Source organism: Herbiconiux liukaitaii (assembly GCF_041927495.1).
GTDB classification, from domain to species: domain Bacteria; phylum Actinomycetota; class Actinomycetes; order Actinomycetales; family Microbacteriaceae; genus Herbiconiux; species Herbiconiux liukaitaii.
In genome coordinates, this window is sequence record NZ_JBHFHG010000003.1 from 290909 (window position 1) to 314882 (window position 23974).

Here is a 23974-nt window from a genome sequence, read left to right on the forward strand (position 1 = left end):
CTGTGCTTTCTGGTCGTGCGTTGAGGGTGGGTGGGGCGGCCTGCACCGCCCCACCCGGGGGTGCTAGTTGCCGCCCTCGTTGAGGGTGACCTCGATGGGAGCGTAGTCGGCGCCCATGACGTCGACTCCTTCTTCTTCGAGCTCGGCCAGGGCCTGCTCGACGTACTCGTTCGAGAAGGCGGTCGCCGGGGGCTCCTCGGTGATCACGGTCGCGCCGGTCTCGTTGGGGGTGTCCATGGCGATCTCGACGGTCTGGTCCCACTGGTCCTGGTTGATCGTGCCCACGCCCGAGGTGGAGGGCCAGATGAGCTTGTTGACCTCGTTGGTCATCCAGAGCTGGTGGCTCTCACCGAGCTGCGATCCCGACTCGGTCACGATCGTCGCGGCCTCCTCGGGGTTGTCGCGGGCGTAGGCCCAGCCCTTGATGGAGGCCTTGATGAACTTCACCGCGGTGTCGGCGTAGTCGGCGTCGTCGGCGAGGCGGTCGCTGTCGGCCCAGATGGCATCCTGCAGCATGGCGGTGCCCTCCTCGTTCCAGTCGATGACGTTGAGCTCGTCGGGCTGGAAGAGCTCACCCGTGGCCGGGTTGATCGACTCCAGCACCTGCGCGTACTCGTTGTAGGTCATCGCCTGGGCGGCGTCGATGTCGCCGGCCAGGAAGCCGTTCATGTCGAACGCCTGCGAGACGAGCGAGATGTCGCCGAGCGCCACATCCGACTTCGCCATGCCGGCGAAGAGCTCCCACTCGTTGCCGTAGCCCCAGCTGCCCACGCTCTTGCCCTTGAGGTCGGCGGGCGAGGTGATGTTCGCCTCCTTCATCGAGACCTGTGTGGTGCCGGAGCGCTCGAAGATCTGGGCGATGTCGGTGACGGCGGCGCCCTGCTCGATGGAGCCGAGCACCTTGGGCACCCAGGAGATGGCGAAATCGGCGTCGCCGCCGGTGAGCACGTCGATGGGCACGATGTCGGCTGCGCCCTCGAGGATGGTGACGTCGAGGCCCTCCTCCTCGTAGAAGCCCTGGTCGAGAGCCGCGTAGTAGCCCGCGAACTGGGCCTGCGAGAACCACTGCAGCTGCAGGCTCACCGGGGTGAGCTCGCCGTCGGCGGAGTCGCTCGAGGTGTCGCTCGAGCCGCCCGACGAGCAGCCTGCGAGCGCGAGCGCCGTGACGGCGAGCGCTCCGACGCCTGAGATGAGACGGGTGCTGTGTTTCATGCTTTCCTCCTTTGGGTGGTGCTGCGGATGGTGCGCGGTGGTGCGGGTGGAGCGGATCGAGCGGTCGTGCGGGTGGAGCGGTCGGAACGGCTAGGTGCTCGGCTTGTAGTGCCGGGTGGCGAACTTCTCGATGCCGAGGGTGACGCAGTAGAACAGCAGGCCCACGAGGATGGCGCCGAGCACGTAGGCCCACGCCAGCGGGTAGTTCGACGACGACGCGGCCGAGGTGATCGACTTGCCGAGGCCGCCGACGGGCCCGCCGAAGTACTCGGCGATGAGCGCCGAGATCACGGCGAGGCTCGAGGCGATGCGGAGGCCCGTGAAGATGAAGGGCAGAGCCCCTGGGATGGTGACGGTGCGGGTGAGCTGCCACGGGGAGGCCGCGTAGACGTGCATGAGGTCGCGGTGCACCGGGCGCACCTGGCGGAGGCCCCGCAGCGTGTTGATGTAGACGGGGATGAACACGGCGATGGCGGCCACGAGCTGCCTCGCGGTCTCGGCCCCCGCCCCGAACATCGTGTAGAGCACGGGCGCGAGGGCCACGATCGGCACCACCGCGAGGGCGGCGATCACGGCAGCGCTCAGTTCGTCGATCACCCGCACGAGGGCGGAGATCACGGCGAACAGGATGCCGAGCACTCCGCCGATGACGAGCCCCACGAGGGCGTTGCCGCCCGTCACGAGAGCGCCCTGCAGCACGGAGTCGAAGCTGCCGCCGAACTGCTCGCCGATGGCGAGCGGGCCGGGAACGATGAACGGCTTGACCTCGAACGCCACGATCAGCAGCTGCCACAGCGCGAGCGCCACGATGCCGAGCAGCACCGGGGCGAGCACGGTGCGAGCCGTGCCTCCCGACGCACCCCGGGTGGCGGTGGCGCCGCTCATCGGGTCTCGACCCCGCGGATGCCGACCGGCGCCTCGCCGTGCAGCAGCTCGCGCACGCGGCTCACGTTCTCGAAGAAGGCCTCGTTCTCGCGCAGCTGCTCGGTGCGCTCGGCGGCCGAGCCGAGCGACACGGTGAGGATGTCGCGGATGCGACCCGGCCGCGGCGACATCACGACGACGCGGTTGGAGAGGTAGACCGCCTCGGGGATGGAGTGCGTCACGAAGACCACGGCGGCCCCCGTCTCGGCGGTGATGCGCACGAGCTCGGTCTGCATGCGTTCGCGCGTCATCTCGTCGAGCGCACCGAACGGCTCGTCCATGAGCAGCAGCCGCGGGCTCTCGGCGAGCGAGCGGGCGATCGCCACACGCTGCTGCATGCCTCCGGAGAGCTGGTCGGGGTAGTTGTCGGCGAAGTCGGAGAGGCCCACGAGCGCGAGCAGCTCGGCCGAGCGCGACTTGCGGGCAGGCCCGCCCACGCCGTGCAGCTCGAGCGGCAGCTCGATGTTGCCGGCCACCGTGCGCCACGGCAGGAGGCCCGCCTGCTGGAAGGCGATGCCGTACTCCTGGTCGATCCGCGCCTGCCTGGCGGTCTTGCCGAAGACCGTGACGGTGCCACCGGTGGGCGCGTCGAGGTCGGCGATGAGGCGGAGCAGCGTCGACTTGCCGCAGCCCGAGGGGCCGATGAGCGAGACGAACTCCCCCGGCGCCACGGTGAGGTCGATGTTCTCGAGCGCCGTGACCGTGGCCTTCTTCTTGCCCACGAAGATCTTGTCGACCCCCACGACCTCGACGGCGGCGGTGGCCGCGGATGCGGCGGCGGATACGGATGCTGCGGGTGCGTCGCTCATGCGGGCACTTCCCCTCTGCGGTAACGACGGAGCACGACTCCGAGAAGTGCGATGAAGCCGGCGGCGATGAGGCCGACGGCGATGGCGCCGAAGATGGGCGCCCAGGTCTTGGCGGGATCGCCGGAGGCCTGCTGCGCGTATTCGATGATCATGCGGCCGATGCCGCCGCGGAGCCCGATGGAGACCTCGGCCACGACCGTGCCGATCACGGCGTTGGCGGCGGCGAGCCGGAGGGCCGGCAGCAGGTAGGGCACCGACGCCGGCAGCCGAAGGCGGATGAGCGTCTTCCACCAGCCGATGCCGTAGCTGCGGAACAGCTCGACGTGGTTGGCGTCGGGCGAGTTGAGCCCGCGGAGCGCACCGATCGACACCGGGAAGAAGGCGAGGTAGGAAGCGATGACCGCCACCGACATCCAGTTCTCCCACGTGAACTCGCCGAACTCGAGCTGCGAGCCCCAGCGTCGCACGAGCGGCGCAATGGCGATGAGCGGCACGGTCTGGCTCAGGATGATCCAGGGCAGCACGGCCGACTCCGCCGTGCGGAAGCGCTGCATGAGCACGGCCAGCAGCAGCCCGACCGCCACACCCACGATCCAGCCCACCGCGGCCACACCGAGGGTGAACACCGAGGCCTCGAGCACGGCGAGCCACACGGGCTCGGCGTTGCGGCCCGATCCGGTCTCGCCGAAGAGCCGCGTGACCATGTCCCAGACGTGGGGCATGGCGAGATCAGTGGTGCGCGGCAGCACGGTGAGGTCGCCGATGACCACGCCCGACTCGGGCCCGAGGGCCTTGTAGAGCTCCCACAGCGCCACGAGCAGCACCACACCGCCCACGCCGAACAGCACGCGCTTGAGCCCCGCGTTGCCACGGGGTGCTCCGGGTGCGCCGGCTGCTCCGGGGGGCTTCGCTCGCTTCGCGCGGGTGCCCGCCTGGGGGGCTGCCGTCATGCCTTGGCCGTGATGTGCTCGCGGAGGGCCGGCATCACGGTCTCGCCGTACACGCGGAGGGTCTCCTCCTTGTTGTCGTGCTGCAGGTAGCCGGCGAACTGCGTGACGCCGATCTCCTTGTACTGCTCGAGCTTCTCGATGTGGTCCTTCGCCGTGCCGAGCACGCAGAAGCGGTCCACGATGTCGTCGGGCACGAAGGCCGTGTGCGAGTTGCCCGCGCGGCCGTGCTCGTTGTAGTCGTAGCCCTCGCGGTCCTTGATGTAGTCGGTGAGCGCCTTGGGCACGGCGCCATCGGTGCCGTACTTCGAGACGATGTCGGCCACGTGGTTGCCCACCATGCCTCCGAACCAGCGGCACTGGTCGCGCATGTGCTCCCAGTCGTCGCCGATGTACATGGGCGCGGCGATGCAGAACTTGATCGCCTCCGGGTCGCGGCCCACGTTCGAGGCTGCGGTGCGCACGGTCTCGATCATCCACTTGGCGATGTCGATGTCGCCGCACTGCAGGATGAAGCCGTCGCCCACCTCGCCCGTGAGCTTGAGGGCGAGCGGGCCGTACGCGGCCACCCACATCTCGAGCTCGGAGCCCTTGCTCCACGGGAACTGCAGGGTCTGCCCGTTGTACTCCACCGCGCGCGACGAGGCGAGCTCACGGATGACGTGGATCGACTCGCGGAGCGACTTGAGCGTGGTGGGCGCGCCACCGGTGACACGCACCGCCGAGTCGCCGCGGCCGATGCCGCAGACCGTGCGGTTGCCGTACATCTCGTTGAGGGTGGCGTAGAGGGAGGCCGTGACCGTCCAGTCGCGGGTGGCCGGGTTGGTCACCATGGGACCGACCTTGATCTTGTGCGTCTCGGCCAGGATCTGGCTGTAGATCACGTAGGGCTCCTGCCAGAGCAGGTGCGAGTCGAAGGTCCAGAAGTAGTCGAAGCCATACTGCTCGCTGAGCTTCGCGAGGCCGACGGTGCGTGCTGCGGGGGGATTGGTCTGAACGACCGCGCCGAAATCCATGTTGCTTCCTTCAGATCAAGTACTGGCTGAGGCCGCGCTTGAAGTAAGCGCCGTCGCCCTTTGTGCCGAGGTAGGAGTTGTCGTAGACGATCTTGCGCCCACGGGAGAACACGGTGTCGACGTGGCCGTCGATCTCGAAGCCCTCCCAGGCGGAGTAGTCCATGTTCATGTGGTGGGTCTTCTCGACGCCGATGGAGGTGTGGCCGTTGGGGTCGTAGATCACGACGTCGCCGTCGGCACCGGGCTGGATGACGCCCTTCTTGCCGTAGATGCCGAACATGCGCGCCGGCGTGGTGCTCGTGAGCTCCACCCAGCGGGGCAGGCTGATCTCGCCCATCACGACACCCTGGTAGATGAGGTCCATGCGGTGCTCGACCGATCCGATGCCGTTCGGGATCTTGGAGAAGTCGGCCAGGCCCATGTCCTTCTGGCCCTTCATGCAGAAGGGGCAGTGGTCGGTCGAGATGACCTGCAGGTCGTTGGTGCGGAGGCCCTGCCACATGTGGTGCTGGTGGCCCTCGTGCTTCGAGCGCAGCGGCGTGGAGCACACCCACTTGGCCCCCTCGAACGATCCCCACTCCTCGCTCGAGGCGCCGAGCTGATCCTCGAGCGAGAGGTAGAGGTACTGCGGGCACGTCTCGGCGAACACGTTCTGGCCGTTGTCGCGGGCCACGGCGATCTGCTCCACGGCCTGCTTGGCGCTCACGTGCACGATGTAGAGGGGTGCGCCGGTGAGGTTCGCGAGCATGATGGCGCGGTGCGTGGCCTCCTCCTCCGCCTGCCACGGGCGCGAGACGCCGTGGTAATAGGGAGTGGTCTCGCCGCGCTCGAGGTGCTGCTTGACGAGCAGGTCGATGACCGAGCCGTTCTCGGCGTGCATCATGATGAGCGATCCGTTGTCGCTCGCCCGCTGCATGGCCTTCACGATCTGGCCGTCGTCCGAGAGGAACACACCCTTGTAGGCCATGAAGAGCTTGAAGCTCGTCACGCCCTCGTTGATGAGCTCGTCCATCGCGGTCAGCGATGAGTCCTGCACATCCGAGAGGATCTGGTGGAAGCCGTAGTCCACGGCGCACTGGCCGGCCGCCTTCTCCTGCCAGGCGTTGTACTGGTCGAGGATGTTCTCGCCCGCGTACTGCACCACGAAGTCGATGATGCTCGTCGTGCCACCGTGGGCGGCCGCCCTGGTGCCCGTCTCGAAGGTGTCGCTGGCCTCGGTGCCGCCGAACGGCATCTGCATGTGGGTGTGCGCGTCGATCCCGCCCGGGATGACGTACTTGCCCGTGGCGTCGACGACCTGGTCGACGTTCGACGCGAGGTCGAAGCCGAGCAGGGTGCTGCCGGGGGCGAGCACGGCGGCGATGGTCTCGCCGTCGATCAGCACGTCGGCCTTGGCGGTGCCCGTCGCGTTGACGACGGTGCCGCCGGTGATGAGGGTCTTGGTCATTCTCAGCTCCGTTGCTCGTTGGTCTCTACGGTTTCGGGATGCTCGTGTACGAGTCGGGGCGACGGTCGCGGTAGAACTGCCAGTCGTCGCGCACGGCGCGGATCATGTCGAGATCGAGGTCGCGGATCACGAGCTCCTCGGCGTCGCCCGAGGCGTAGCCGCCCACGATGTTGCCCTGGGGGTCGGCGAACTGGCTCGTGCCGTAGAAGGTCACGGCGAGGTCGCCGTACTCGTTGTCCTCCCGGCCCACGCGGTTGGGGGCGGCCACGAAGTAGCCGTTGGCGGCGGCCGCGGCGGGCTGCTCGATCTCCCACAGCCGGTTGGAGAGGCCGGGCTTGGTGGCGTTCGGGTTGAAGACGATCTCGGCGCCGTTGAGGCCGAGCTCGCGCCAGCCCTCGGGGAAGTGGCGGTCGTAGCAGATGTACACACCGATGCGGCCGACCGCGGTGTCGAATACCGGGTAGCCGAGGTTGCCGGGGCGGAAGTAGAACTTCTCCCAGAAGCGGTCGACGTGCGGGATGTGGTGCTTGCGGTACGAGCCGAGAATGGTGCCGTCGGCATCGACCACCACGGCGGTGTTGTAGTAGACGCCGGGCTGGTCCTCCTCGTAGATGGGGAGCACCGTCACGAGGTTGAGCTCCTTCGCGAGGGCCGCGAAGCGCTGCACGATCGGGCCGTCGGCCGGCTCGGCGTAGCGGTAGTACTTCTTGTCCTGCGTGATGCCGAAGTAGGGGCCGTAGAAGAGCTCCTGGAAGCAGATCACCTGCGCGCCGTCTGCCGCGGCATCGCGCATGAACTGCTCGTGCTTGTCGAGCATCGACTCCTTGTCGCCCGTCCAGGTGGCCTGGGTGATCGCCGCACGGATCGTCGTCATTGAAAGCCTTCCTCAGGAACAAAAGAGGGGCGGTCTTCTCACCCCGTTTTGTTATTATTGGCGGTGAACATTTCTCTCGTGTTTCACAATGTGACGCGAGCGTAAATATGTCAAGAGTCTCGTGCACCACTCCGTAGGGTTGGAGCCCATGCTCGATCAGATCGTCGACGCCGTCGAACACCGCACACCGGAGGGGATCGCCGCCGCCATCTCGCGGCTCATCCGCTCGGGGTCGCTGCATGCGGGCGATCGGCTTCCGACGGTGCGCGACGTGGCCTCCACGCTGGGGGTGAGCCCCGCCACGGTCTCGAACGCCTGGCAGGCGCTCTCGGGTGTGGGCCTCATCATGTCGCGCGGGCGGGCGGGCAGCTATGTGCTGCAGGCCGCGGCTCCGTGGATGCCGCCGCACTTCGGTGAGCTCGCCGGATCGCACGTGGTGGCGCGGCTCGACCTCTCGACGGGCACACCCGATCCGGAGCTGCTACCCGACCTCACGGCCGCGCTCATGAAGGTGCCCACACGCGCCGACACGGCGAGCTACCTGAGCGCACCCGTGCTGCCGCAGCTCGATCTGCACCTGCGCGCCTCCTGGCCCTACCCCGTCCAGGCGCTCACGATCGTCGACGGCGCGCTCGACGCCATCTCGCGTTCGCTCGAGACCCTCGTGCGCTTCGGAGACAGGGTGGTGGTCGAGAACCCGGGCTTCCCGCCCTTCTTCGACCTGCTCGACCACTTCGGGGTGGAGCGCATCCCGGTCGACGTCGACGGCGAGGGCATGCGGCCCGACCAGCTCGCCCGCGCCCTGCAGCTGAGCCCGGCCGCGATCATCCTGCAGCCCCGCGCCCACAACCCCACGGGGGTGTCGATGACGAGCGAGCGGATGCGCGAGCTCGCGCGGGTGCTGAGGGCCAACACGCACATCGGCGACCCCGTGGTGATCGAGGACGACCACTCCGGCGAGATCTCGAGCTCGCCCGCGCACAGCATCGGCACGTGGCTGCCGCACCGCACGCTTCACGTGCGGAGCTACGCGAAGTCGCACGGCCCCGACCTGCGGATCGCGGCGCTCGGCGGGCCGGAGCCGCTCATCGACCGCATCGTGGCGCGGCGCATGATCGGGCCGGGCTGGACCTCGCGCATGCTGCAGACGATCCTCTACGAGCTGCTCACGGCGAGCGTCTCGCTCGACGCCGTGCACGACGCCCGGCGCATCTACCAGGCGCGGCAGACGCTGCTCTCCGAGGCGCTCGTGGCGGCGGGGGTGGCGCACGCTCCCTCGGACGGCATCAACACGTGGGTGCCCGTGCTCGACGAGAAGGCGGCGATCGTGACGCTCGCGGCCTCCGGCATCCGCGCCGCCGCGGGCTCGAGCTTCATCGCGGCACCCTCCCCCTCGGTGCCCTCCCCCTCCTCCGGGGCGTTCCCCACCCCGCAGTTCCTCCGCGTCACCGCGGGCCGCGTCACCGAGGACTTCACCCTCGTAGCGGGCCTCCTGGCCGCAGCAGCCCGCGCCACCTGATTCCTGACGATCCATCACTTTGCCCTTGCCTGCGAGTGCTTGCATTGCTAGCATTCCGTCATGGCGACGATCACGGTACGGGACCTCGACGAGAGAACACGCGATCAGCTCCGGGTGCGCGCAGCTCGCAACGGTCGATCGATGGAGGCGGAAGTGCGGGAGATTCTGAAATCAGCTGTAGCCGCCAGACCGCGCGACGAATCCTCTGGTCTCGGGTCCCGGATCCACGCGCTCTTCGCCGACATCGGAGGCGCGGAGGACCTGATAGCAAACATCCCACCGCGAGGAGCATCTCGGCGCGAGGTCGATTTCTCCGGTCCCGAGTACGCCGTGCCCGGCGAGCCTGTCGACCACGACACGTCGATCCCACGACAGACATGATCGTGCTCGACACGAACGTCGTGTCCGAGGTGATGAAACCACAGCCCGACTCCGTGGTGCTCGGGTGGTTCGATCAGCTCGAACCTCAGGAGATCTTCACCACGTCGATCACCATCGCCGAGCTGCTCACCGGAGTGGCGCTGCTACCGCACGGTCAGCGCCGTGCGGCCGTCGGGGCGCGAATCGGCCGGTTCCTCTCCATGCTGGAAGACCAGATCCTCGACTTCGACGCCTCGGCGGCTCTCGAATACGCCGAGGTGAGGCGTTTGCGGCGAGATCTGGGGCGCCCCCCGGATCCGCTCGACGCGCAGATCGCGGCGATCGCCCGGGTGCATGGCGCTTCGGTGGCCACGCGCAACGTGCGGGACTTCGAGGGCGCGGGGGTCACGGTCGTCGATCCGTGGGGGGCGTGATCGGGCGGGCGCGGCATGGGGTTGAATGGGGGCGTGCGAGTGACGGTGATTGCGGGCGGTGTCGGCGGGGCGAGGTTCTTGAGGGGGCTGCGGTCGCAGCTGCGGGAGGCGTATCCGAACGGTGACGGCGGGTCGACCGCCGAAATCACCGCCGTGGTGAACACGGGCGACGACATGTGGCTCACCGGGCTGCGGGTGTGCCCCGACCTCGACTCCATCATGTACACCCTCGGCGGCGCCAACGACGACGAACGCGGCTGGGGCCGCCGAGACGAGAGCGAGCGCGTGAGCGCCGAGCTCACGGCCTACGGCGTGGGCTGGCCGTGGTTCACCCTCGGCGACCTCGACCTCGGCACCCACATCGCGCGCTCGAGCATGCTGCGCGACGGCCTCACGCTCACCGAGGCCACCGCTCGCCTCGCCGAGCGCTGGCGGCCGGGTGTGCGCCTGCTGCCGATGAGCGACCAGCCCGTCGAGACCCACGTCGAGATCGAGGTCGACGGCAAGCGGCGCATCGTGCACTTCGAGGAGTGGTGGGTGAAGCACCGCGCCTCGGTGCCCGCCAAGCGCTTCCTGCAGGTGGGTGTCGACGCCGCGCATCCGACCCCCGAGGTGCTGCGCGCCATCGAGCACGCCGACGTGATCGTGGTGGCCCCCTCCAACCCCGTCGTGTCGATCGGCACCGTGCTGGGTGTGCCCGGCATGCGCGCGGCCCTCAAGGCGGCGCGCGCCCCCATCGTGGGCGTCTCCCCCATCATCTCGGGCGCGGCCGTGCGCGGCATGGCCGACGCCTGCCTCACCGCCATCGGGGTCGAGACCACCGCCGTGGCGGTCGGCAAGCACTACGGCTCGCGCGCCCGCGGCGGTCTGCTCGACGCCTGGCTCGTCGACGAGACGGATGCGGCGGGCGTTCCCGTGCTCGCGGCGGCCGGCATCCCCACCACCGCGGTCCCCCTCTGGATGACCGACCCGGCCACGAGCACCCGGCTCGCCGCCGACACCCTCGCGGCCGCCCGCCGCTGACGGGCGTTCACCCGGCGGGCGTTCACCCGGCGGGCGTCAGCAGGTCGGATCGGTGACGCGCACGCGGAGAGTGAGCTCCACGCCTCCCTTGTCGTAGAGGCGCAGCACGGCGCCCGTCTCATCGGTGGTGCGGACACCCGTCCAGCCGCCCTCGAGTTCGTCCTCGCCCTCGATCGGCGCGAAGTCGTTGCTCTCCAGCACGGGAGCCACGGTCTCGGCGATCCTGCTCCAGGAGCCGGCCTCCCCGAGGAGCGAGGGGGTGCCGCCGATCGGACCCACGAGGAGCACGCACCCCTCGTCGTCGGTCGAGACCACTCTGCTCTCGCGCTCCTCCGGCGGCGTCCAGGTGACTTCGGGATACGCCTCGGCGAGCGCGTCGATCACCTGCGCGGCGACGCCCGGGTACACGTCGAGCGCCGCCACCGACTGCAGCACGGGCTCGGCCTGCTTGTCGTCGCCGCCTCCCGTGCAGCCCACGAGCAGCACCGTGAGAGCCGCGGCGGCGGCGAGACACGACACACGCTTCATGCGCCCACCCTACCGAGCGTGACTCTCAGCCTCGAAGCGCCAAAAGGCCTGCGTACACCGCCATCGAGATCGCGTAGAGCGCCACGATGATGGCGTAGCCCGCGAGGTGCACACGCGCGGGCTGGTCGCGCTTGACCCACCAGCCGAAGAGCTTGAACGCCCACGGCACGAAGAACCAGCCGAGCAGCTGCGTCGACACGACGTTGCCGATGAAGAGCGACAGCCAGAACGGCACATCGTGATCGGAGAACAGCGGATCCGCGATGAAGTAGCCCCACAGGAACACGATCGGGTAGAGCATGAGCAGCACGAGCAGGTTGCTCTTGAAGATCGGATCCGGCTGCGCCGACGTGCTGCCCGTCCAGAAGCCGAAGCCGTAGCTCGACTTCGTGAGCGTGAGCTTCTCGTTGTAGGCCGCACCGGCCTCGAGCAGCGAACGGCGTTCCGGCGACTCGATCCAGGCGGTCAGGTGCTCCTCGGTGTCGAAGCTCAGCATGACGACCCAGTCGTTCTGCACCCCGGGCACCGGTCGCTCGATCTTGTGACCGAGGAAGCCGTCGAACCGCGACTCCACCGCCGAGATCTCGCGCTGCCAGTCGAGGAACGCCGCCTCCTCCTCCGGCGCGACCGTGCTCGAGATGATCACCGAGGCGGCCTCCGACGGATGCTTCGCCTCCTCGGTGAAGAGGTGCACGTCGTCGTTGCCGATGAACTCGTCCTTGATCTCCGACATGAGGTTCTGCCGCTCGGCGCTCTGCAGCCACCCGCGCGCCGAGTCGACGTCGCGGAAGCGCTGCACGATCACCCAGTCCACCTGCAGCGGCGGCTTCGGCTCGATCACCTGGCGGTCGAGGAAGCCGGGCCAGGAGAGCATCCGCTCGCCCACCTTCTGCTGCCACGTGCGGTAGCGGTCGTAGCTCGACTCGGCCAGCCGCCGGTGGACGACGAGCGCCACCGTGGAGGAGGCCTCTCGGTCGGTGCCCGCGTCCACCAGATCGGTCACTCCCGTCACGCCTTCTTGTAGGCGCGTTCCCCGGCCACCCAGGTCTCGTCGACGGCCCGCTCGTCGCTCACCATCATGATGCCGAAGAGCAGCTCCGAGACCTTCTCGAGCGTGAGTACCTCGCCCTCGCCGTGCAGCAGGCTCGCGTGCCAGGGGGCGGCGGGCGGGCCCGAGGTCCAGTCGAGGGCCACGAAGTCCGCCTCCTTGCCGATGTCGAAGGTGCCCACGAACTCGTCGATGTAGAGCGACTCGGCGCCACCGCGGGTGAGCAGGTAGAAGGCGCGGAAGGCGGAGAGCTTGTTGCGCTCCGACTCGGCGAGATCCTGGTCGCTCGGCACGATCGATCCGTCAAGGATGGTGTTGTTGAGCATGCCCACCTTGTAGCCGTCCTCGAGCGAGTTCAGCAGGCTGAAGCGGTTGCCGCCGCCCATGTCGGTGCCGATCGAGACGAGCACGCGGTGCTCGGGGTCGAGCGCACGACCGAGGCGGAAGAGGCCGGAGCCGAGGTAGAGGTTCGACGACGGGCAGAAGGCCACGGCCGCGCCCTTGTCGCTGAAGCGGCGGAACTCGTCGTTGGTGAGCCACACACCGTGTCCGCCGGTGAACTTGGGGCCCACGAGGTCGTACTTCTCGTACACGCCGAGGTAGTCGTGGCAGTCGTCGTGCAGAGCCAGCACACCGTGGATCTCGGCCGGGTTCTCGGAGATGTGGGTGTTGATCCACAGGTCGGGGAACTCCTGCTTGAGCTTCTGGCACGCCGCGAGCAGCTCGTTCGAGGCGCCGAAGCCGAAGCGCGGGGTGATGGCGTAGAGGTTGCGGCCGGTGCCGTGCCACTTCTCGATGAGCGCCTTCGAGTCGTCGTAGAACTGCTCGGGGGTGTTGGCGAAGTAGTCGGGCACGTGCCGGTCGATGCCGGTGAGACCGCCGATCATGCGCATGTTGCGACGGCTGGCCTCCTCGAAGAAGACCTCGTTGCAGGTGAGGTTGCCCGTGGTGAAGGTCTGCGCCGTGGTGGTGCCCGAGGCGAGCAGGTTGTCGAAGAAGTGCTTGGTGCCCTCTTCGGCGTACTCGCGCTCGGCGTAGCGGTGCTCCTCGGGGAAGACCCACTTCTGCAGCCACGGCAGCAGCTGCTCGCCGTAGGCGCCGAGCACGCGGGTCTGCGGCAGGTGGATGTGGCCGTCGATGAAGCCGGGCAGGATGATGCGGTCGGTGATCTCGGTGATCTCCGCATCCGGATGCCTCGGCGCGACCTCGGCGTAGGGACCGAAGTCGGTGATGACTCCGTTCTCCACCACGAGCAGTCCGTCCACGTGGAAACGGGTGGCTGCGGCCTCGTCACCCACGTGCTTCCACGGGTCGTCGATGAAGTCCAGGAACGTTCCGCGGACAGCTTTCTCGGCCAAGTGATTCCCCATTCGTCGATGCGTTGGGGCAATCGTGACACAGCGACACCTCCCGGGTCCCCTGCGGGAGTGCTCCAAAACAGGGGGTACTCTGGATCCAATCCGGTTCTGGGTCTGGCTTTGGGCCCCTCCTTCCCTCATCGATTCCGAGAGGCCACGAGGCTCCCCCATGCCCTCAGATCTCCCCATCCCCACGCGCCGCCGCACCGCGCCGCAGCCCGTCGTGCAGGCCTTCGTGCCCAACGCATCCGCCATCCGCCGTGCGCTCAAGCGCGCCGACGAGGGTGTCGCGCTCAACGCCACCGAGGCCGAGACCCTGCTGCACGCCCGCGGCGACGACCTCGACCGCCTGCTCACCGCCGCCTCGCGTGTGCGGGATGCCGGGCTCGAGATCGCCGGGCGCCCCGGCGTCATCACGTACTCGCGCAAGGTCTTCATCCCGCTCACGCACCTGTGCCGCGACCGCTGTCACTACTGCACGTTCGTGGAGACGCCCGGCGGGCTCGCGAAGCAGGGCAAGGCGCCGTTCCTCACGCCCGACGAGGTGCTCGCGATCGCTCGCGAGGGCGCGGCGCTCGGCTGCAAGGAGGCGCTCTTCACGCTCGGTGACCGGCCCGAGGACCGCTGGCCGGTGGCCCAGGAGTGGCTCGAGGCGCGCGGCTACGACTCCACGATCGCCTACCTGCGCTCGGTCGCCATCCTCGTGCTCGAGGAGACGGGACTGCTTCCTCACCTCAACCCGGGGGTCATGACGTGGGAGGAGATCCAGCGGCTCAAGCCCGTGGCTCCCTCGATGGGCATGATGCTCGAGACGACCTCGTCGCGGCTGTTCACCGAGAAGGGCAACGCGCACTTCGGCTCTCCCGACAAGGATCCGGCGCTGCGGCTGCGCGTGATCGAGGATGCGGGGCGCTCGAACGTGCCCTTCACCACGGGCCTCCTGCTCGGCATCGGCGAGAACTACGCCGAGCGCGTGGAGGGGATGTTCGCGCTGCGGGCCGCCGCGCGCCGGCACGGGCACATCCAAGAGGTCATCATCCAGAACTTCCGGGCCAAGCCGGCCACGGCGATGATGGGGGCCGACGACCTCGAGACCCAGGAGTACGTGGCCGCGGTCGCCGTGTCCCGCCTCGTGCTGGGGCCGAAGACGCGCCTGCAGGCGCCCCCGAACCTCACGGATGCGAACGAGCTGGCCTTCCTCATCCGCGCCGGCATCGACGACTGGGGCGGGGTCTCCCCCCTCACTCCCGACCACGTCAACCCCGAGCGCCCCTGGCCGCACATCGACGACCTGGCGCGGCTCACGGCGGCATCGGGCTTCACCCTGCGCGAGCGCCTCACCGCGCATCCGCACTACGTGCGCGCCGAGGAGCCGTGGATCGACCCCCGCGTGCTGCCGCACGTGCGGGCACTCGCGGCGGCGGACGGGCTGGCCGTGGAAGGTCGTGTGCCGGAGGGCCTGCCGTGGCAGGAGCCCGAGTGGGGGTCGACCTCGTCGGGCCGCACCGAGCTGCACACCGAGATCGACACGATCGGGCGCACGGGCGACCGGCGCAGCGACTTCTCGGATGTCTACGGCGACTGGTCGGAGCTCCGTGAGCACGTGGGCGCCAACCCCGCCAACGCCACCCGGGTGGCAGGCGACCCCGCCGTGCGCGCCGCCCTCGCGAAGGCCGCCGAGGCACCTGCGTCGCTCACCGACGCCGAGTACCTCACGCTGCTCGGCGCCGACGGGCCCGACCTCGACGCGCTCGCCCGCGTGGCCGACGACGTGCGGCGAGATGTGGTGGGCGACGACGTGGGCTACGTGGTCAACCGCAACGTCAACTTCACCAACGTCTGCTACACCGGCTGCCGGTTCTGCGCCTTCGCGCAGCGGCGCAACGACGCGGATGCGTACACGCTGTCGATGACGCAGGTGGGCGACCGCGTCGACGAGGCCTGGTCGATCGGCGCCACCGAGATCTGCATGCAGGGCGGCATCCACCCCGACCTGCCGGGCACGGCGTACTTCGACCTCGCGCGGGTCGTGAAGGAGCGGCAGCCCGAGATCCACCTGCACGCCTTCTCCCCCATGGAGATCGTCAACGGCGCCGCCCGCACGGGGCTGTCGTTCCGCGACTTCCTGCTCGAGGCGAAGGCCGCGGGGCTCGACACCATCCCGGGCACGGCCGCCGAGATCCTCGACGACGACGTGCGCTGGGTGCTCACGAAGGGCAAGCTGCCCTCGGCGCAGTGGATCGAGATCGTCACGACCGCGCACCAGGTGGGGCTGCGTTCGTCGTCGACCATGATGTACGGGCACGTCGACAACCCGTCGCACTGGGTTGCGCACCTGCGCACGCTCTCGCGCATCCAGGACGAGACGGGCGGCTTCACCGAGTTCGTGCTGCTGCCGTTCATCCACATGAACGCGCCCGTCTACCTCGCCGGGGTGGCCCGCCCCGGGCCGACTCTGCAGGAGAACCGGGCGATCCACGCGGTCTCGCGGCTCATGCTGCACGGGCGGATCGACCACGTGCAGACCTCGTGGGTGAAGCTCGGTGAGGGCGGAACGCAGATGCTCACGGGCGGTGCGGACGACCTCGGCGGCACCCTCATGGAGGAGACCATCAGCCGCATGGCGGGCGCCGACAATGGCTCGGAGAAGACGGTCGACGACCTGGAGTCGATGATCCGCTCGATCGGTCGCACGCCGGTGCAGCGCACCACCACCTACGGGCGACCTAGCGCCGAGCGTGTTGCGGTAGCCCGGGAGTTCGCATCGCGGGGGTTCGCGGCCACGGGCAAGTCCCTTCGCACCAATTTGCTTGTTTAGTGCGCCGCCGCTTCTGCGGCGCACGCGATATGCGGTGCGGCCGTCGCTTCGCGGCGACCGTACCGCCTTGGGTCGGCGGGTACGGCCTGTTGCGTTGGCGTCGCGGGTGGAGCCGTGGGTGGCGGGAGCTATGCGCCGAGGGTGATTCGGTAGGTGCCTGTGGGGTCTCGGGTGGCTCGGACTGCTGAGTAGTCGGGGATTCGGGGGAGGTCGGCTGTGGTGGGGCTTTCGTGGGGGCCCACCACCACGACTTGGGCGCCTGCTGCTAGTGCCGCCTGGAGGCCGGCCTCGGCGTCTTCGAAGATGAGGATGCGGGAGGGGTCGCGGGCGAGGAGCTCGGCGGCTCGGAGGTAGGCCTCGGGTGAGGGTTTGCCCTCGTGCACGTCGTCGGCGCCCACGACCACGTCGGGCACGCGGATGCCGGCCTGGGCGAGGCGCAGAATCGCGAGGTCGTGCGGCGCCGAGGTCGCTACGGCCACGTCGGCCTCGTCGAGCGACGCCACGAACGCGGCCGCCCCCGGGATCTCGCGGACCCCCACCTCGGCGTCGGCCTCGTGCGCGTTCACGGCCGCCAGTGCCTCGCGGGCTGCTTCGGGCTCGAGGTAGTGGGCGATGGTGTCGGCTGCGCGCCGCCCGTGCGAGACGACGAGCACGTCCGCGAGATCCACGTCGTGCCGCTCGGCGAACGTCGCCCACACCCCCTGCACGAGCTCCGACGAATCCACGAGGGTCCCGTCCATGTCGAACACGACGGCCTCGACCACGAACTCCCGCTCAGCACCCATACCCCCATCCTGGCCTGTTCTTGTTGTGCGCCGCCGCCTCTGCGGCGCACGCGACATGCGGTGCGGCCGTCGCTTCGCGGCGACCGTACCGCCTTGGGTCGTCGAGTACGGCCTGTTGCGTGGTTCGATCTCAGGGGGTGGGGGTGGGGAAGGTGATTATCTGGCGGAGGGCGTGGCCTGCGGCCAGGGCGTCCATGCCGGCGTTGATGGCGGTGAGGGGGATGCTGGAGGAGATGAGGCGTTCGACCGGGAGGCGGCCGTCGCGCCACATCTGGATGAAGACGGGGATGTCGCGACTGGGCACGGCCGAGCCGAGGTAGCTGCCGATGATCGAGCGGCCCTCGGCCACGAGCGCCGTGGGCGACACGCTGATGCGCGCATCGGGCGCCGGGAGCCCCACGGTGACCGTGCGGCCGCCCGGTTCGGTGAACCCGATCGCGGCCTCGAGAGCGCGCACGTTGCCGGCCGCCTCGATCACCACGGGGGCAGCGATGCCCGCCGCCACGGCGTCTGAAGGATGGTACGCGGCCGTGGCACCGAGCTCGAGCGCGAGATCGAGCTTGGCCTGCACGGCGTCGACCGCCACGACCGAGACGCCCTCGAGACCGAGCGCCGTGATGAGCGCCGCCATCCCGACCCCACCGAGACCCACCACGATGACGGTCTGACCCGCGCGGGGCCGCCCCGCGTTGATGACCGCACCGCCCCCGGTGAGCACCGCGCACCCGAGCACGGCGGCCACGTCGGCGGGCAGGTCATCGGGGATCGGCACGACCGAGTGCGTGGAGACCACGGCGTGCGTGGCGAACCCCGAGATGCCGAGGTGATGGTTGACGGGCTCGCCCTCGCGCGTGAGTCGCCGACCACCACCCATGAGTGTGCCCGCCGAGTTCGCGGCCGTGCCAGGGATGCACGGTCGGAGTCCGTCGCTCGCACAGCCCTCGCACGCCCCGCAGCGCGGCAGGAACGTCATGACCACGCGGCTGCCCACGGCGAACCCCTCGACCCCCGGCCCTGTCGCCTCCACGGTGCCCGCGGCCTCGTGCCCGAGCAGCATCGGCACGGGGCGCACTCGATTGCCGTCGACCACCGAGAGATCGGAGTGGCAGAGACCAGCCGCCTCGATCCGCACGAGCAGCTCGCCCTCACCCGGATCGGCCAGCTCGAGCTCGCTCACGCTGATCGGCTGCGACTCGGCGAACGGAGCGGTGCGGCCGATCTGCTCGAGCACGGCGCCGACGATCTTCACGCCCCGCCTCCCGGCAGCACGCGCGACGACGCGCGGTCGCCGATCGTGAGGTAGTCGTCGAGCCGCACGAGCTCGTTGAGCTCGTCGAGCCCGTGCATGCGGTCGCGCCACGAGCGCGAGTCGCCGTTGCGGCGGAGGTCGGCGAGGAAGTCCTCCATCGAGCGCACGGCCACGCGCAGCGGGGTCGTGGGGAAGATCACGAGCTGGAACCCGAGGGCGTGGAACTCGTCGGCCGACAGTGCGGGCGTGAGGCCGCCCTCGCTCATGTTGGCCATGATCGGCCCCGCGAGCGTCGAGCCGATGCGGCCGAGCTCGTCGAGGGAGGAGGGCGCGTCGACGAACACGACGTCGGCACCTGCCGTCCGGAACCGCTCCGCCCGCGACAGCGCCTCGTCGAGGCCGAGGGGGGCGAGCGAGTCGGTGCGCGCGATGATCACGGTGTCGGGATCGCGCCTCGCCTCCACAGCTGTCGCGATCTTGCGCACCGCCTCGTCGGCATCGATGACCTCCTTGCCCACCATGTGGCCGCACTTCTTGGGCCAGACCTGATCCTCGATCTGGATCGCCGCCGCCCCCGCCGCCTCGAGCAGTCGCACGTTGGCCCAGACCGAGGTGGCGTCGCCGTAGCCGGTGTCGGCGTCGGCGATGATCGGCAACCCGGTCACGCGCGCCGTCGCGGTGAGCGCGTCGACGGCCTCGCCGACACCGAGCAGGCCGATGTCGGGCAGCCCGTGCCGCCAGGCCGCGATCGCGTACCCGCTCAGGTAGACCGCCTGGAACCCCGCGCGCTCGGCGGCGAGCGCCTCGAGGGGTGTGCCGGCGCCCGGCACCACGAGCGGGGCGGAGGTGTCGGCGAGCAGCGCCCGCAGAGTCGCGGCTTTGGTGGATGCGGAGGGCTGGACGTGGGTCATGGAGCTACTTTCTGGAGAGGATCGGGAGATCGGCGGGTGAGGCGAGGGTGCCGGCCACCGCGGTGGCGGCCGCGACCGCGGGCGACACCAGATGGGTGCGCGCCCCCGGCCCCTGCCGGCCTTCGAAGTTGCGGTTCGAGGTCGACGCCGTGCGCTCCCCCGCCCCCGCGACGTCGGGGTTCATGCCGAGGCACATCGAGCAGCCCGCGCCCCGCCACTCGCCGCCGGCCGCGAGGAACACCTCGTCGAGGTGCTCCTCCTCGGCCTGCTGCTTGACGCGCATCGAGCCGGGCACCACGAGCAGGCGCACGCCCTCGGCCTTGGTGCGGCCGCGGAACACATCGGCCGCGATCCGCAGATCCTCGATGCGGCTGTTCGTGCACGAGCCGATGAAGACCGTGTCGACCGCCACGTCGCGCATGGGTGTTCCCGCCTCGAGTCCCATATACGCGAGAGCGCGCACGGCCGCTTCGCGCTGCTCCGGATCGGCGAACCCGGCGGGGTCGGGCACCGACTCGTCGAGCGGCACGCCCTGGCCGGGGTTGGTGCCCCACGTGACGAAGGGCGAGATGCTCGATCCGTCGATCACGATCTCGCGGTCGAAGTCGGCGCCCTCGTCGGTGCGGAGCGCACTCCACTCGGCGACGGCCCGATCCCAGGCCTCCCCCGCGGGGGCGTAGCGACGGCCCTCGAGGTAGGCGAAGGTCGTCTCGTCCGGAGCCACGAGGCCCGCTCGCGCACCCCACTCGATGCTCATGTTGCAGAGCGACATGCGCGCCTCGATCGAGAGCGCCCGGATGGCCTCTCCCCGGTACTCCACGATGTGCCCCTGGCCACCTCCCGTGCCCACCTCGGCGAGCAGGGCGAGCGCGAGATCCTTCGACGAGACGCCCTCGGCGAGCCGACCGGTGACGGTCACGGCCATGGTCTTCGGCTTCGACTGCGGCAGGGTCTGCGTGGCGAGCACGTGCTCGACCTCGCTCGTGCCGATGCCGAACGCGAGGGCTCCGAGCGCCCCGTGGGTGCTCGTGTGGCTGTCGCCGCACACGATCGTCATGCCGGGCTGGGTGAGCCCGGTCTCGGGCCCGATGACGTGCACGATGCCCTGGCCGGCCTCGCCGAGGCGGTGCAGGGCGATGCCGAACTCCTCGCAGTTGCGGCGGAGCGTCTCGACCTGGAGCCGGCTGATGGGGTCGGCGAGCAGCAGGGTGTCGGTGGGCACGTTGTGATCCTCGGTGGCCATGGTGAGGTCGGGGCGCCGCACGGGCCGCCCCGCCGCCCGGAGCCCATCGAAGGCCTGCGGGCTCGAGACCTCGTGCACGAAGTGCAGGTCGATGAAGAGCAGATCGGGGCGGCCGGCATCGCGTGGGATGGCCTGCCGGTTCCAGATCTTCTCGATCATCGTCAGCGGGGCCGTCGCCGCACCCGCGGTCGGCCCGCTCACGAGCCCACCGACCGCAGGTACGCGAGGATGTCGGCCTCGCTCATGACCTCGCCGTACTTGGCCTGGATGTCGTAGAGGTTCGCCTCGTGCGGCCCGTCGGCGCGATCGCCCACGGCCTCGCGCACGACGAGCGGCACGAAGCCGTACTGCAGCGCGTCGACCGCGGTGGCGCGGATGCACCCGCTCGTGCTGACCCCCGCGATGATGACGGTGTCGACCCCGTTCGCCTGCAGGGTCGAGGCCAGCGACGTGCCGAAGAACGCGCTCGCGTACTGCTTGACGAGCACGGGCTCGGAGTCGAGCGGCTCGACCTGGGGCATGATCCGCCCGGCCGGGGTGTCGCCCACGAAGTTCGCGAGCGCACCGACCTTCTTGAAGAACTGCCCGCCGTCGACTCCCCCGGCCACGAACGAGACCTTCGTGTGCACCACGAGCACTCCCGCCTCGCGCGCCGCGGTCAGCACCTTCTCGGCCGACACGATGCAGTCATCGAGCCCCATGTAGAGCTGCTCGCCGGGCTCGAAGTAGGCCCTCACGAGATCGACCATCACGAGCGCGGGCTTGGCCCCGGGCCGCAGGTGCCCGGTGAAGCCCGCCTCGGCGTCGCTCTGCACTCCCTCACGCGGGGTCATCGCGCACCCCCGACCGCAGGAGCTGGGGAACCGACGGAGGGCTTGAGGTCGCTCCGGCCCGCTTCGAACGCGCGGATGAGGTCATCCGACTCGAGCGTGATCGCGATGTCGTCGAGTCCGTTGAGCAGCCGCCACCTCGTGTACTCGTCGATCGCGAACGGTGCGGAGAACCCCTCGGCGGTGACGACGAGCTGCTCGAGGTCGACGGTGACGGAGGCGCCGGGCACGGCGTCGAGGTGGTCCCAGAGCCGCACCACGAGCGCCTCCTCGAGTTCGACCGCCACGAGACCCGCCTTGCCGGCATTGCTCCGGAAGATGTCGCCGAAGCGGGGCGCGATCACGGCCCGGAAGCCGTAGTCCTGCAGCGCCCACACGGCCATCTCGCGAGACGACCCGGTGCCGAAGTCGGGACCGGCCACGAGCACCGAGGCGTGCGCGAGCTCCGGCCGGTTCAGCACGAAGCCCGCGTCGGTGCGCCAGGCGGCGAAGAGGGCGTCTTCGAAGCCCGAGCGGGTGACCCGCTTGAGGTACTTCGACGGCAGGATCTGATCGGTGTCGACGTTGCTCATGCGGAGCGCCGCCCCGATGCCCGTGTGCACGGTGAACGATTCCATCCCGGCCCTCAGTCCCTCAGGCTCGCGAGCATCGAGGAGGTGAGGAGATAGGCGTGCCGTGCCTCGTCGTCATCGGCGAGCGCCTTCCAGGCGAGGCGCTGCGCGGTGCGGCGACCCTCGTCGTCGTCGCGGAGTGCCGACCAGTTGCCCTCGGTCTCCTTGCCCACGTAGTCGAGGGCCACGGCGCGGCGCTTACGGGCCCACTCGTCGAGCTCGGCGTCGATGTCTTCTCCCGCCGCCGAGCGCAGCAGCAGCTTCGCGAGCAGGTAGCCGTCGTGCACGCCGCTGTTCATGCCCATGCCGCCCATGGGGTTGTTGACGTGCGCGGCATCGCCCACGAGGTAGACGTTGCCCGAGCGCATGGTGTCGGCCACCTTGCGGTGCACCTCGTAGAGCGTCACCCAGTCGATCTCGGCCGATCCGTAGCCGGGCAGCACCCGGTCGAACTGGCGTCGCACGTTCTCGGACGAGAGCAGCTCCTCGGCCGTCTGCTCGCCGAACGGGGCCGGGAACAGGATGCGCCAGCCGCTCGGATTGCGCATCAGCACGTGCCAGTCCACCGGATCGGCCACGTAGTTGACGCTCGCGATGTCGGGCAGCAGCTCGTGCAGCGGCGCCGAGGTCGAGATCACGAGGAAGCGCTCGGGGTAGGTGTGCCCCGAGAACCCGATCCCGAGCTCGCTGCGGATGGTGCTCTTCATGCCGTCGGCCGCGATGACGTGGGTGGCGCGGAGCACTCCCTCGCGCGGGCCGCCGACCACGTCGAGCTCGCTGTAGCCCTCGAAGCGGCGGATGCCGGTGACCTTGGCGAGGTTGTGCAGCTCGGCGAGCGGATGCGCCTTGAGCGCCTCGTTGGCCATGCTCGTCATGACGCTCTGCTCCACCTGGAGCCGGAACGGGTACTTCGTGTCGTCGCTCAGGATGGAGAACTCGAGGTCGACGATCTTGCCCCGCTCGGCGTCGCGGAACTGGTACGACTCCGCGATGATCCCCTGCTCGATGAGCGGCTCGGCGAGACCGAGCTCGTCGAGCATCTCGAGGGTCGGCGGGTGGAAGGTCGTGGCGCGGGCCTCGAGGCTCGTGGCGGCGCGGCCTTCGAGCACGATGACCCTCGAGCCGCCCTGCGCGAGGGTGAGGGCGGCCGTGGTGCCCACGGGTCCGCCACCGACCACGATGACGTCGGCGTCGAGTTCTCGGGTGGATTGCTGTTCGGTCATGTCAGGTCAGCGTCTTTCTCGGCGTCGCGCGCCAGGGTCGAGGAGGTCAGTGGTTGCGCAGCAGGGATCCCGCCGCCCCCCAGGTGTCGGTGAAGCCGGCCGAGCGCAGCGTGTGCCAGATGGTCGCGGCGTTGATGGAGATCACGGGCTTGCCGAGCCAGTGCTCGGCCTGGTCGGCCAGCCGCACCATCGACAGGTTCGTGCCCACCTGCACGATCGCCTCGACCTCGGGCGAGTCGATCTCGCGGAGGGTGCGGATGACCTCCTCCTCGGAGACCTCGGCGATGGCCGTGGCGCTCGGCACCCGGAGCCCGGTGACCTTGAGCACGTCGTAACCGGCTTCGGTGAAGTAGCGGTTGACGTTGACGTCGGCGACGGGCTGGTACGGCGAGAAGACCGCGATCTTCTTGACGTCGAAGGCCTCGAGGGCCGCACGGCACGCCGAGGCCCCCGTGGTGACCTGGAGCCCGTCGACCATCGCCTCCACCCGCTTGATGAAGGAGGCGTTGCCCTCCACACCGCCCCAGAAGGTCTCGGCCGACATGCCCATCATGATGAGGTCGGGCTTGCAGGTCATGACGTCGCGGAGCGCGACCTTCATGGAGGCGCGGATCTGCTCGATGAGGTTCACGAAGGTCTCGTCGTTGTCCATCGCCGGGTCGTCGATGTACATGCGGCCGGTGTGGAAGGTGACTCCGTGCGGCGCCAGGAGGGCGGTGTCGTGCTCCACGACCGTGTTGGTCGAGGGCACGATCACGCCGACCTTCGCGCGGTAGCCGGTGATGTCTGTGGTCATGATGCTGTC

General features: G+C 69.5%; 23 protein-coding genes. 5 read left to right on the plus strand and 18 right to left on the minus strand.

From position 1 onward, the window contains the following. Positions 1 to 63 precede the first annotated feature (63 nt). The 7 genes from ACEXQC_RS05745 to ACEXQC_RS05775 all read right to left on the minus strand — a co-directional run bounded on the left by ACEXQC_RS05745 (position 64) and on the right by ACEXQC_RS05775 (position 7229). Positions 64 to 1212, minus strand: a complete 1149-nt coding sequence (locus ACEXQC_RS05745; protein ID WP_374819393.1) for an ABC transporter substrate-binding protein — start codon at positions 1210 to 1212, stop codon at positions 64 to 66. Between the two features lie 90 nt (positions 1213 to 1302). Beyond that, a complete protein-coding gene (locus ACEXQC_RS05750; RefSeq protein ID WP_374819394.1) occupies positions 1303 to 2097 on the minus strand; it encodes an ABC transporter permease in 795 nt (264 codons plus the stop codon). Beyond that, a complete protein-coding gene (locus ACEXQC_RS05755; protein ID WP_374819396.1) occupies positions 2094 to 2945 on the minus strand; it encodes an ABC transporter ATP-binding protein in 852 nt (283 codons plus the stop codon). Before ACEXQC_RS05755 ends, ACEXQC_RS05750 begins: the two co-directional genes overlap by 4 nt. After that, the gene (locus tag ACEXQC_RS05760; protein ID WP_374819398.1) at positions 2942 to 3895 is read right to left on the minus strand and encodes an ABC transporter permease; all 954 of its coding nucleotides are present in this window, start codon (positions 3893 to 3895) and stop codon (positions 2942 to 2944) included. Before ACEXQC_RS05760 ends, ACEXQC_RS05755 begins: the two co-directional genes overlap by 4 nt. After that, complete coding sequence (locus tag ACEXQC_RS05765) at positions 3892 to 4908, minus strand: TIGR03842 family LLM class F420-dependent oxidoreductase (RefSeq protein ID WP_374819400.1); 1017 nt, start codon at positions 4906 to 4908, stop codon at positions 3892 to 3894. Before ACEXQC_RS05765 ends, ACEXQC_RS05760 begins: the two co-directional genes overlap by 4 nt. Positions 4909 to 4918: 10 nt before the next feature. Further along, positions 4919 to 6355: a dihydropyrimidinase gene (gene hydA / locus ACEXQC_RS05770; protein WP_374819402.1), complete on the minus strand. Its 1437-nt coding sequence runs from the start codon at positions 6353 to 6355 to the stop codon at positions 4919 to 4921. A 25-nt stretch (positions 6356 to 6380) separates the two neighbouring features. Further along, entirely contained in the window at positions 6381 to 7229 is an 849-nt protein-coding gene (locus tag ACEXQC_RS05775; RefSeq protein ID WP_374819404.1) for a nitrilase-related carbon-nitrogen hydrolase, read from the minus strand. Positions 7230 to 7377: 148 nt separating this feature from the next. Here ACEXQC_RS05775 and ACEXQC_RS05780 point away from each other — a divergent pair, with 148 nt between their 5' ends. Genes ACEXQC_RS05780 through cofD form a run of 4 tightly spaced genes read left to right on the plus strand, consistent with a single transcriptional unit; the run spans position 7378 to position 10565 of the window. Further along, positions 7378 to 8748: an aminotransferase class I/II-fold pyridoxal phosphate-dependent enzyme gene (locus ACEXQC_RS05780; protein ID WP_374819406.1), complete on the plus strand. Its 1371-nt coding sequence runs from the start codon at positions 7378 to 7380 to the stop codon at positions 8746 to 8748. Positions 8749 to 8808: 60 nt separating this feature from the next. Continuing rightward, entirely contained in the window at positions 8809 to 9129 is a 321-nt protein-coding gene (locus ACEXQC_RS05785) for a FitA-like ribbon-helix-helix domain-containing protein (RefSeq protein ID WP_374819408.1), read from the plus strand. A 2-nt stretch (positions 9130 to 9131) separates the two neighbouring features. After that, complete coding sequence (locus tag ACEXQC_RS05790; protein ID WP_374819410.1) at positions 9132 to 9542, plus strand: type II toxin-antitoxin system VapC family toxin; 411 nt, start codon at positions 9132 to 9134, stop codon at positions 9540 to 9542. Positions 9543 to 9575: 33 nt separating this feature from the next. Then, positions 9576 to 10565, plus strand: a complete 990-nt coding sequence (gene cofD / locus ACEXQC_RS05795; RefSeq protein ID WP_374819412.1) for a 2-phospho-L-lactate transferase — start codon at positions 9576 to 9578, stop codon at positions 10563 to 10565. Between the two features lie 36 nt (positions 10566 to 10601). Here the strand turns inward: cofD and ACEXQC_RS05800 are convergent, their stop codons facing one another. From ACEXQC_RS05800 to guaD, 3 genes are read right to left on the minus strand one after another with little or no spacing between them, the layout of a single operon-like run. Beyond that, positions 10602 to 11093, minus strand: a complete 492-nt coding sequence (locus ACEXQC_RS05800) for a hypothetical protein (RefSeq protein WP_374819414.1) — start codon at positions 11091 to 11093, stop codon at positions 10602 to 10604. A 25-nt stretch (positions 11094 to 11118) separates the two neighbouring features. Beyond that, positions 11119 to 12096, minus strand: a complete 978-nt coding sequence (locus ACEXQC_RS05805) for an antibiotic biosynthesis monooxygenase (protein WP_374819416.1) — start codon at positions 12094 to 12096, stop codon at positions 11119 to 11121. Between the two features lie 5 nt (positions 12097 to 12101). Then, a complete protein-coding gene (gene guaD / locus ACEXQC_RS05810) occupies positions 12102 to 13499 on the minus strand; it encodes a guanine deaminase (protein ID WP_374819418.1) in 1398 nt (465 codons plus the stop codon). A 169-nt stretch (positions 13500 to 13668) separates the two neighbouring features. On the opposite strand from guaD, the gene ACEXQC_RS05815 reads away from it, so the two are divergent. Then, a complete protein-coding gene (locus tag ACEXQC_RS05815; RefSeq protein ID WP_374819420.1) occupies positions 13669 to 16317 on the plus strand; it encodes a bifunctional FO biosynthesis protein CofGH in 2649 nt (882 codons plus the stop codon). 128 nt (positions 16318 to 16445) lie between these two features. Here the strand turns inward: ACEXQC_RS05815 and ACEXQC_RS05820 are convergent, their stop codons facing one another. The 8 genes from ACEXQC_RS05820 to ACEXQC_RS05855 form a co-directional block, all read right to left on the minus strand. Then, entirely contained in the window at positions 16446 to 17102 is a 657-nt protein-coding gene (locus tag ACEXQC_RS05820) for an HAD-IA family hydrolase (RefSeq protein ID WP_374819422.1), read from the minus strand. Between the two features lie 130 nt (positions 17103 to 17232). After that, positions 17233 to 18351, minus strand: a complete 1119-nt coding sequence (locus ACEXQC_RS05825; protein ID WP_374819424.1) for an alcohol dehydrogenase catalytic domain-containing protein — start codon at positions 18349 to 18351, stop codon at positions 17233 to 17235. Continuing rightward, a complete protein-coding gene (locus ACEXQC_RS05830) occupies positions 18348 to 19262 on the minus strand; it encodes an isocitrate lyase/PEP mutase family protein (protein WP_374819426.1) in 915 nt (304 codons plus the stop codon). Before ACEXQC_RS05830 ends, ACEXQC_RS05825 begins: the two co-directional genes overlap by 4 nt. A 4-nt stretch (positions 19263 to 19266) precedes the next feature. Further along, on the minus strand, positions 19267 to 20664 hold the full coding sequence (gene leuC / locus ACEXQC_RS05835; RefSeq protein ID WP_374820139.1) for a 3-isopropylmalate dehydratase large subunit: 1398 nt from the start codon (positions 20662 to 20664) through the stop codon (positions 19267 to 19269). A 38-nt stretch (positions 20665 to 20702) separates the two neighbouring features. Further along, on the minus strand, positions 20703 to 21338 hold the full coding sequence (locus tag ACEXQC_RS05840; protein ID WP_374819428.1) for an isochorismatase family protein: 636 nt from the start codon (positions 21336 to 21338) through the stop codon (positions 20703 to 20705). Further along, positions 21335 to 21952, minus strand: a complete 618-nt coding sequence (gene leuD / locus ACEXQC_RS05845; RefSeq protein ID WP_374819430.1) for a 3-isopropylmalate dehydratase small subunit — start codon at positions 21950 to 21952, stop codon at positions 21335 to 21337. Before leuD ends, ACEXQC_RS05840 begins: the two co-directional genes overlap by 4 nt. A gap of 8 nt (positions 21953 to 21960) precedes the next feature. Further along, a complete protein-coding gene (locus ACEXQC_RS05850) occupies positions 21961 to 23169 on the minus strand; it encodes an FAD-dependent oxidoreductase (protein ID WP_374819432.1) in 1209 nt (402 codons plus the stop codon). A gap of 46 nt (positions 23170 to 23215) precedes the next feature. Beyond that, positions 23216 to 23965, minus strand: a complete 750-nt coding sequence (locus ACEXQC_RS05855; protein WP_374819433.1) for a maleate cis-trans isomerase family protein — start codon at positions 23963 to 23965, stop codon at positions 23216 to 23218. Positions 23966 to 23974 lie beyond the last annotated feature (9 nt).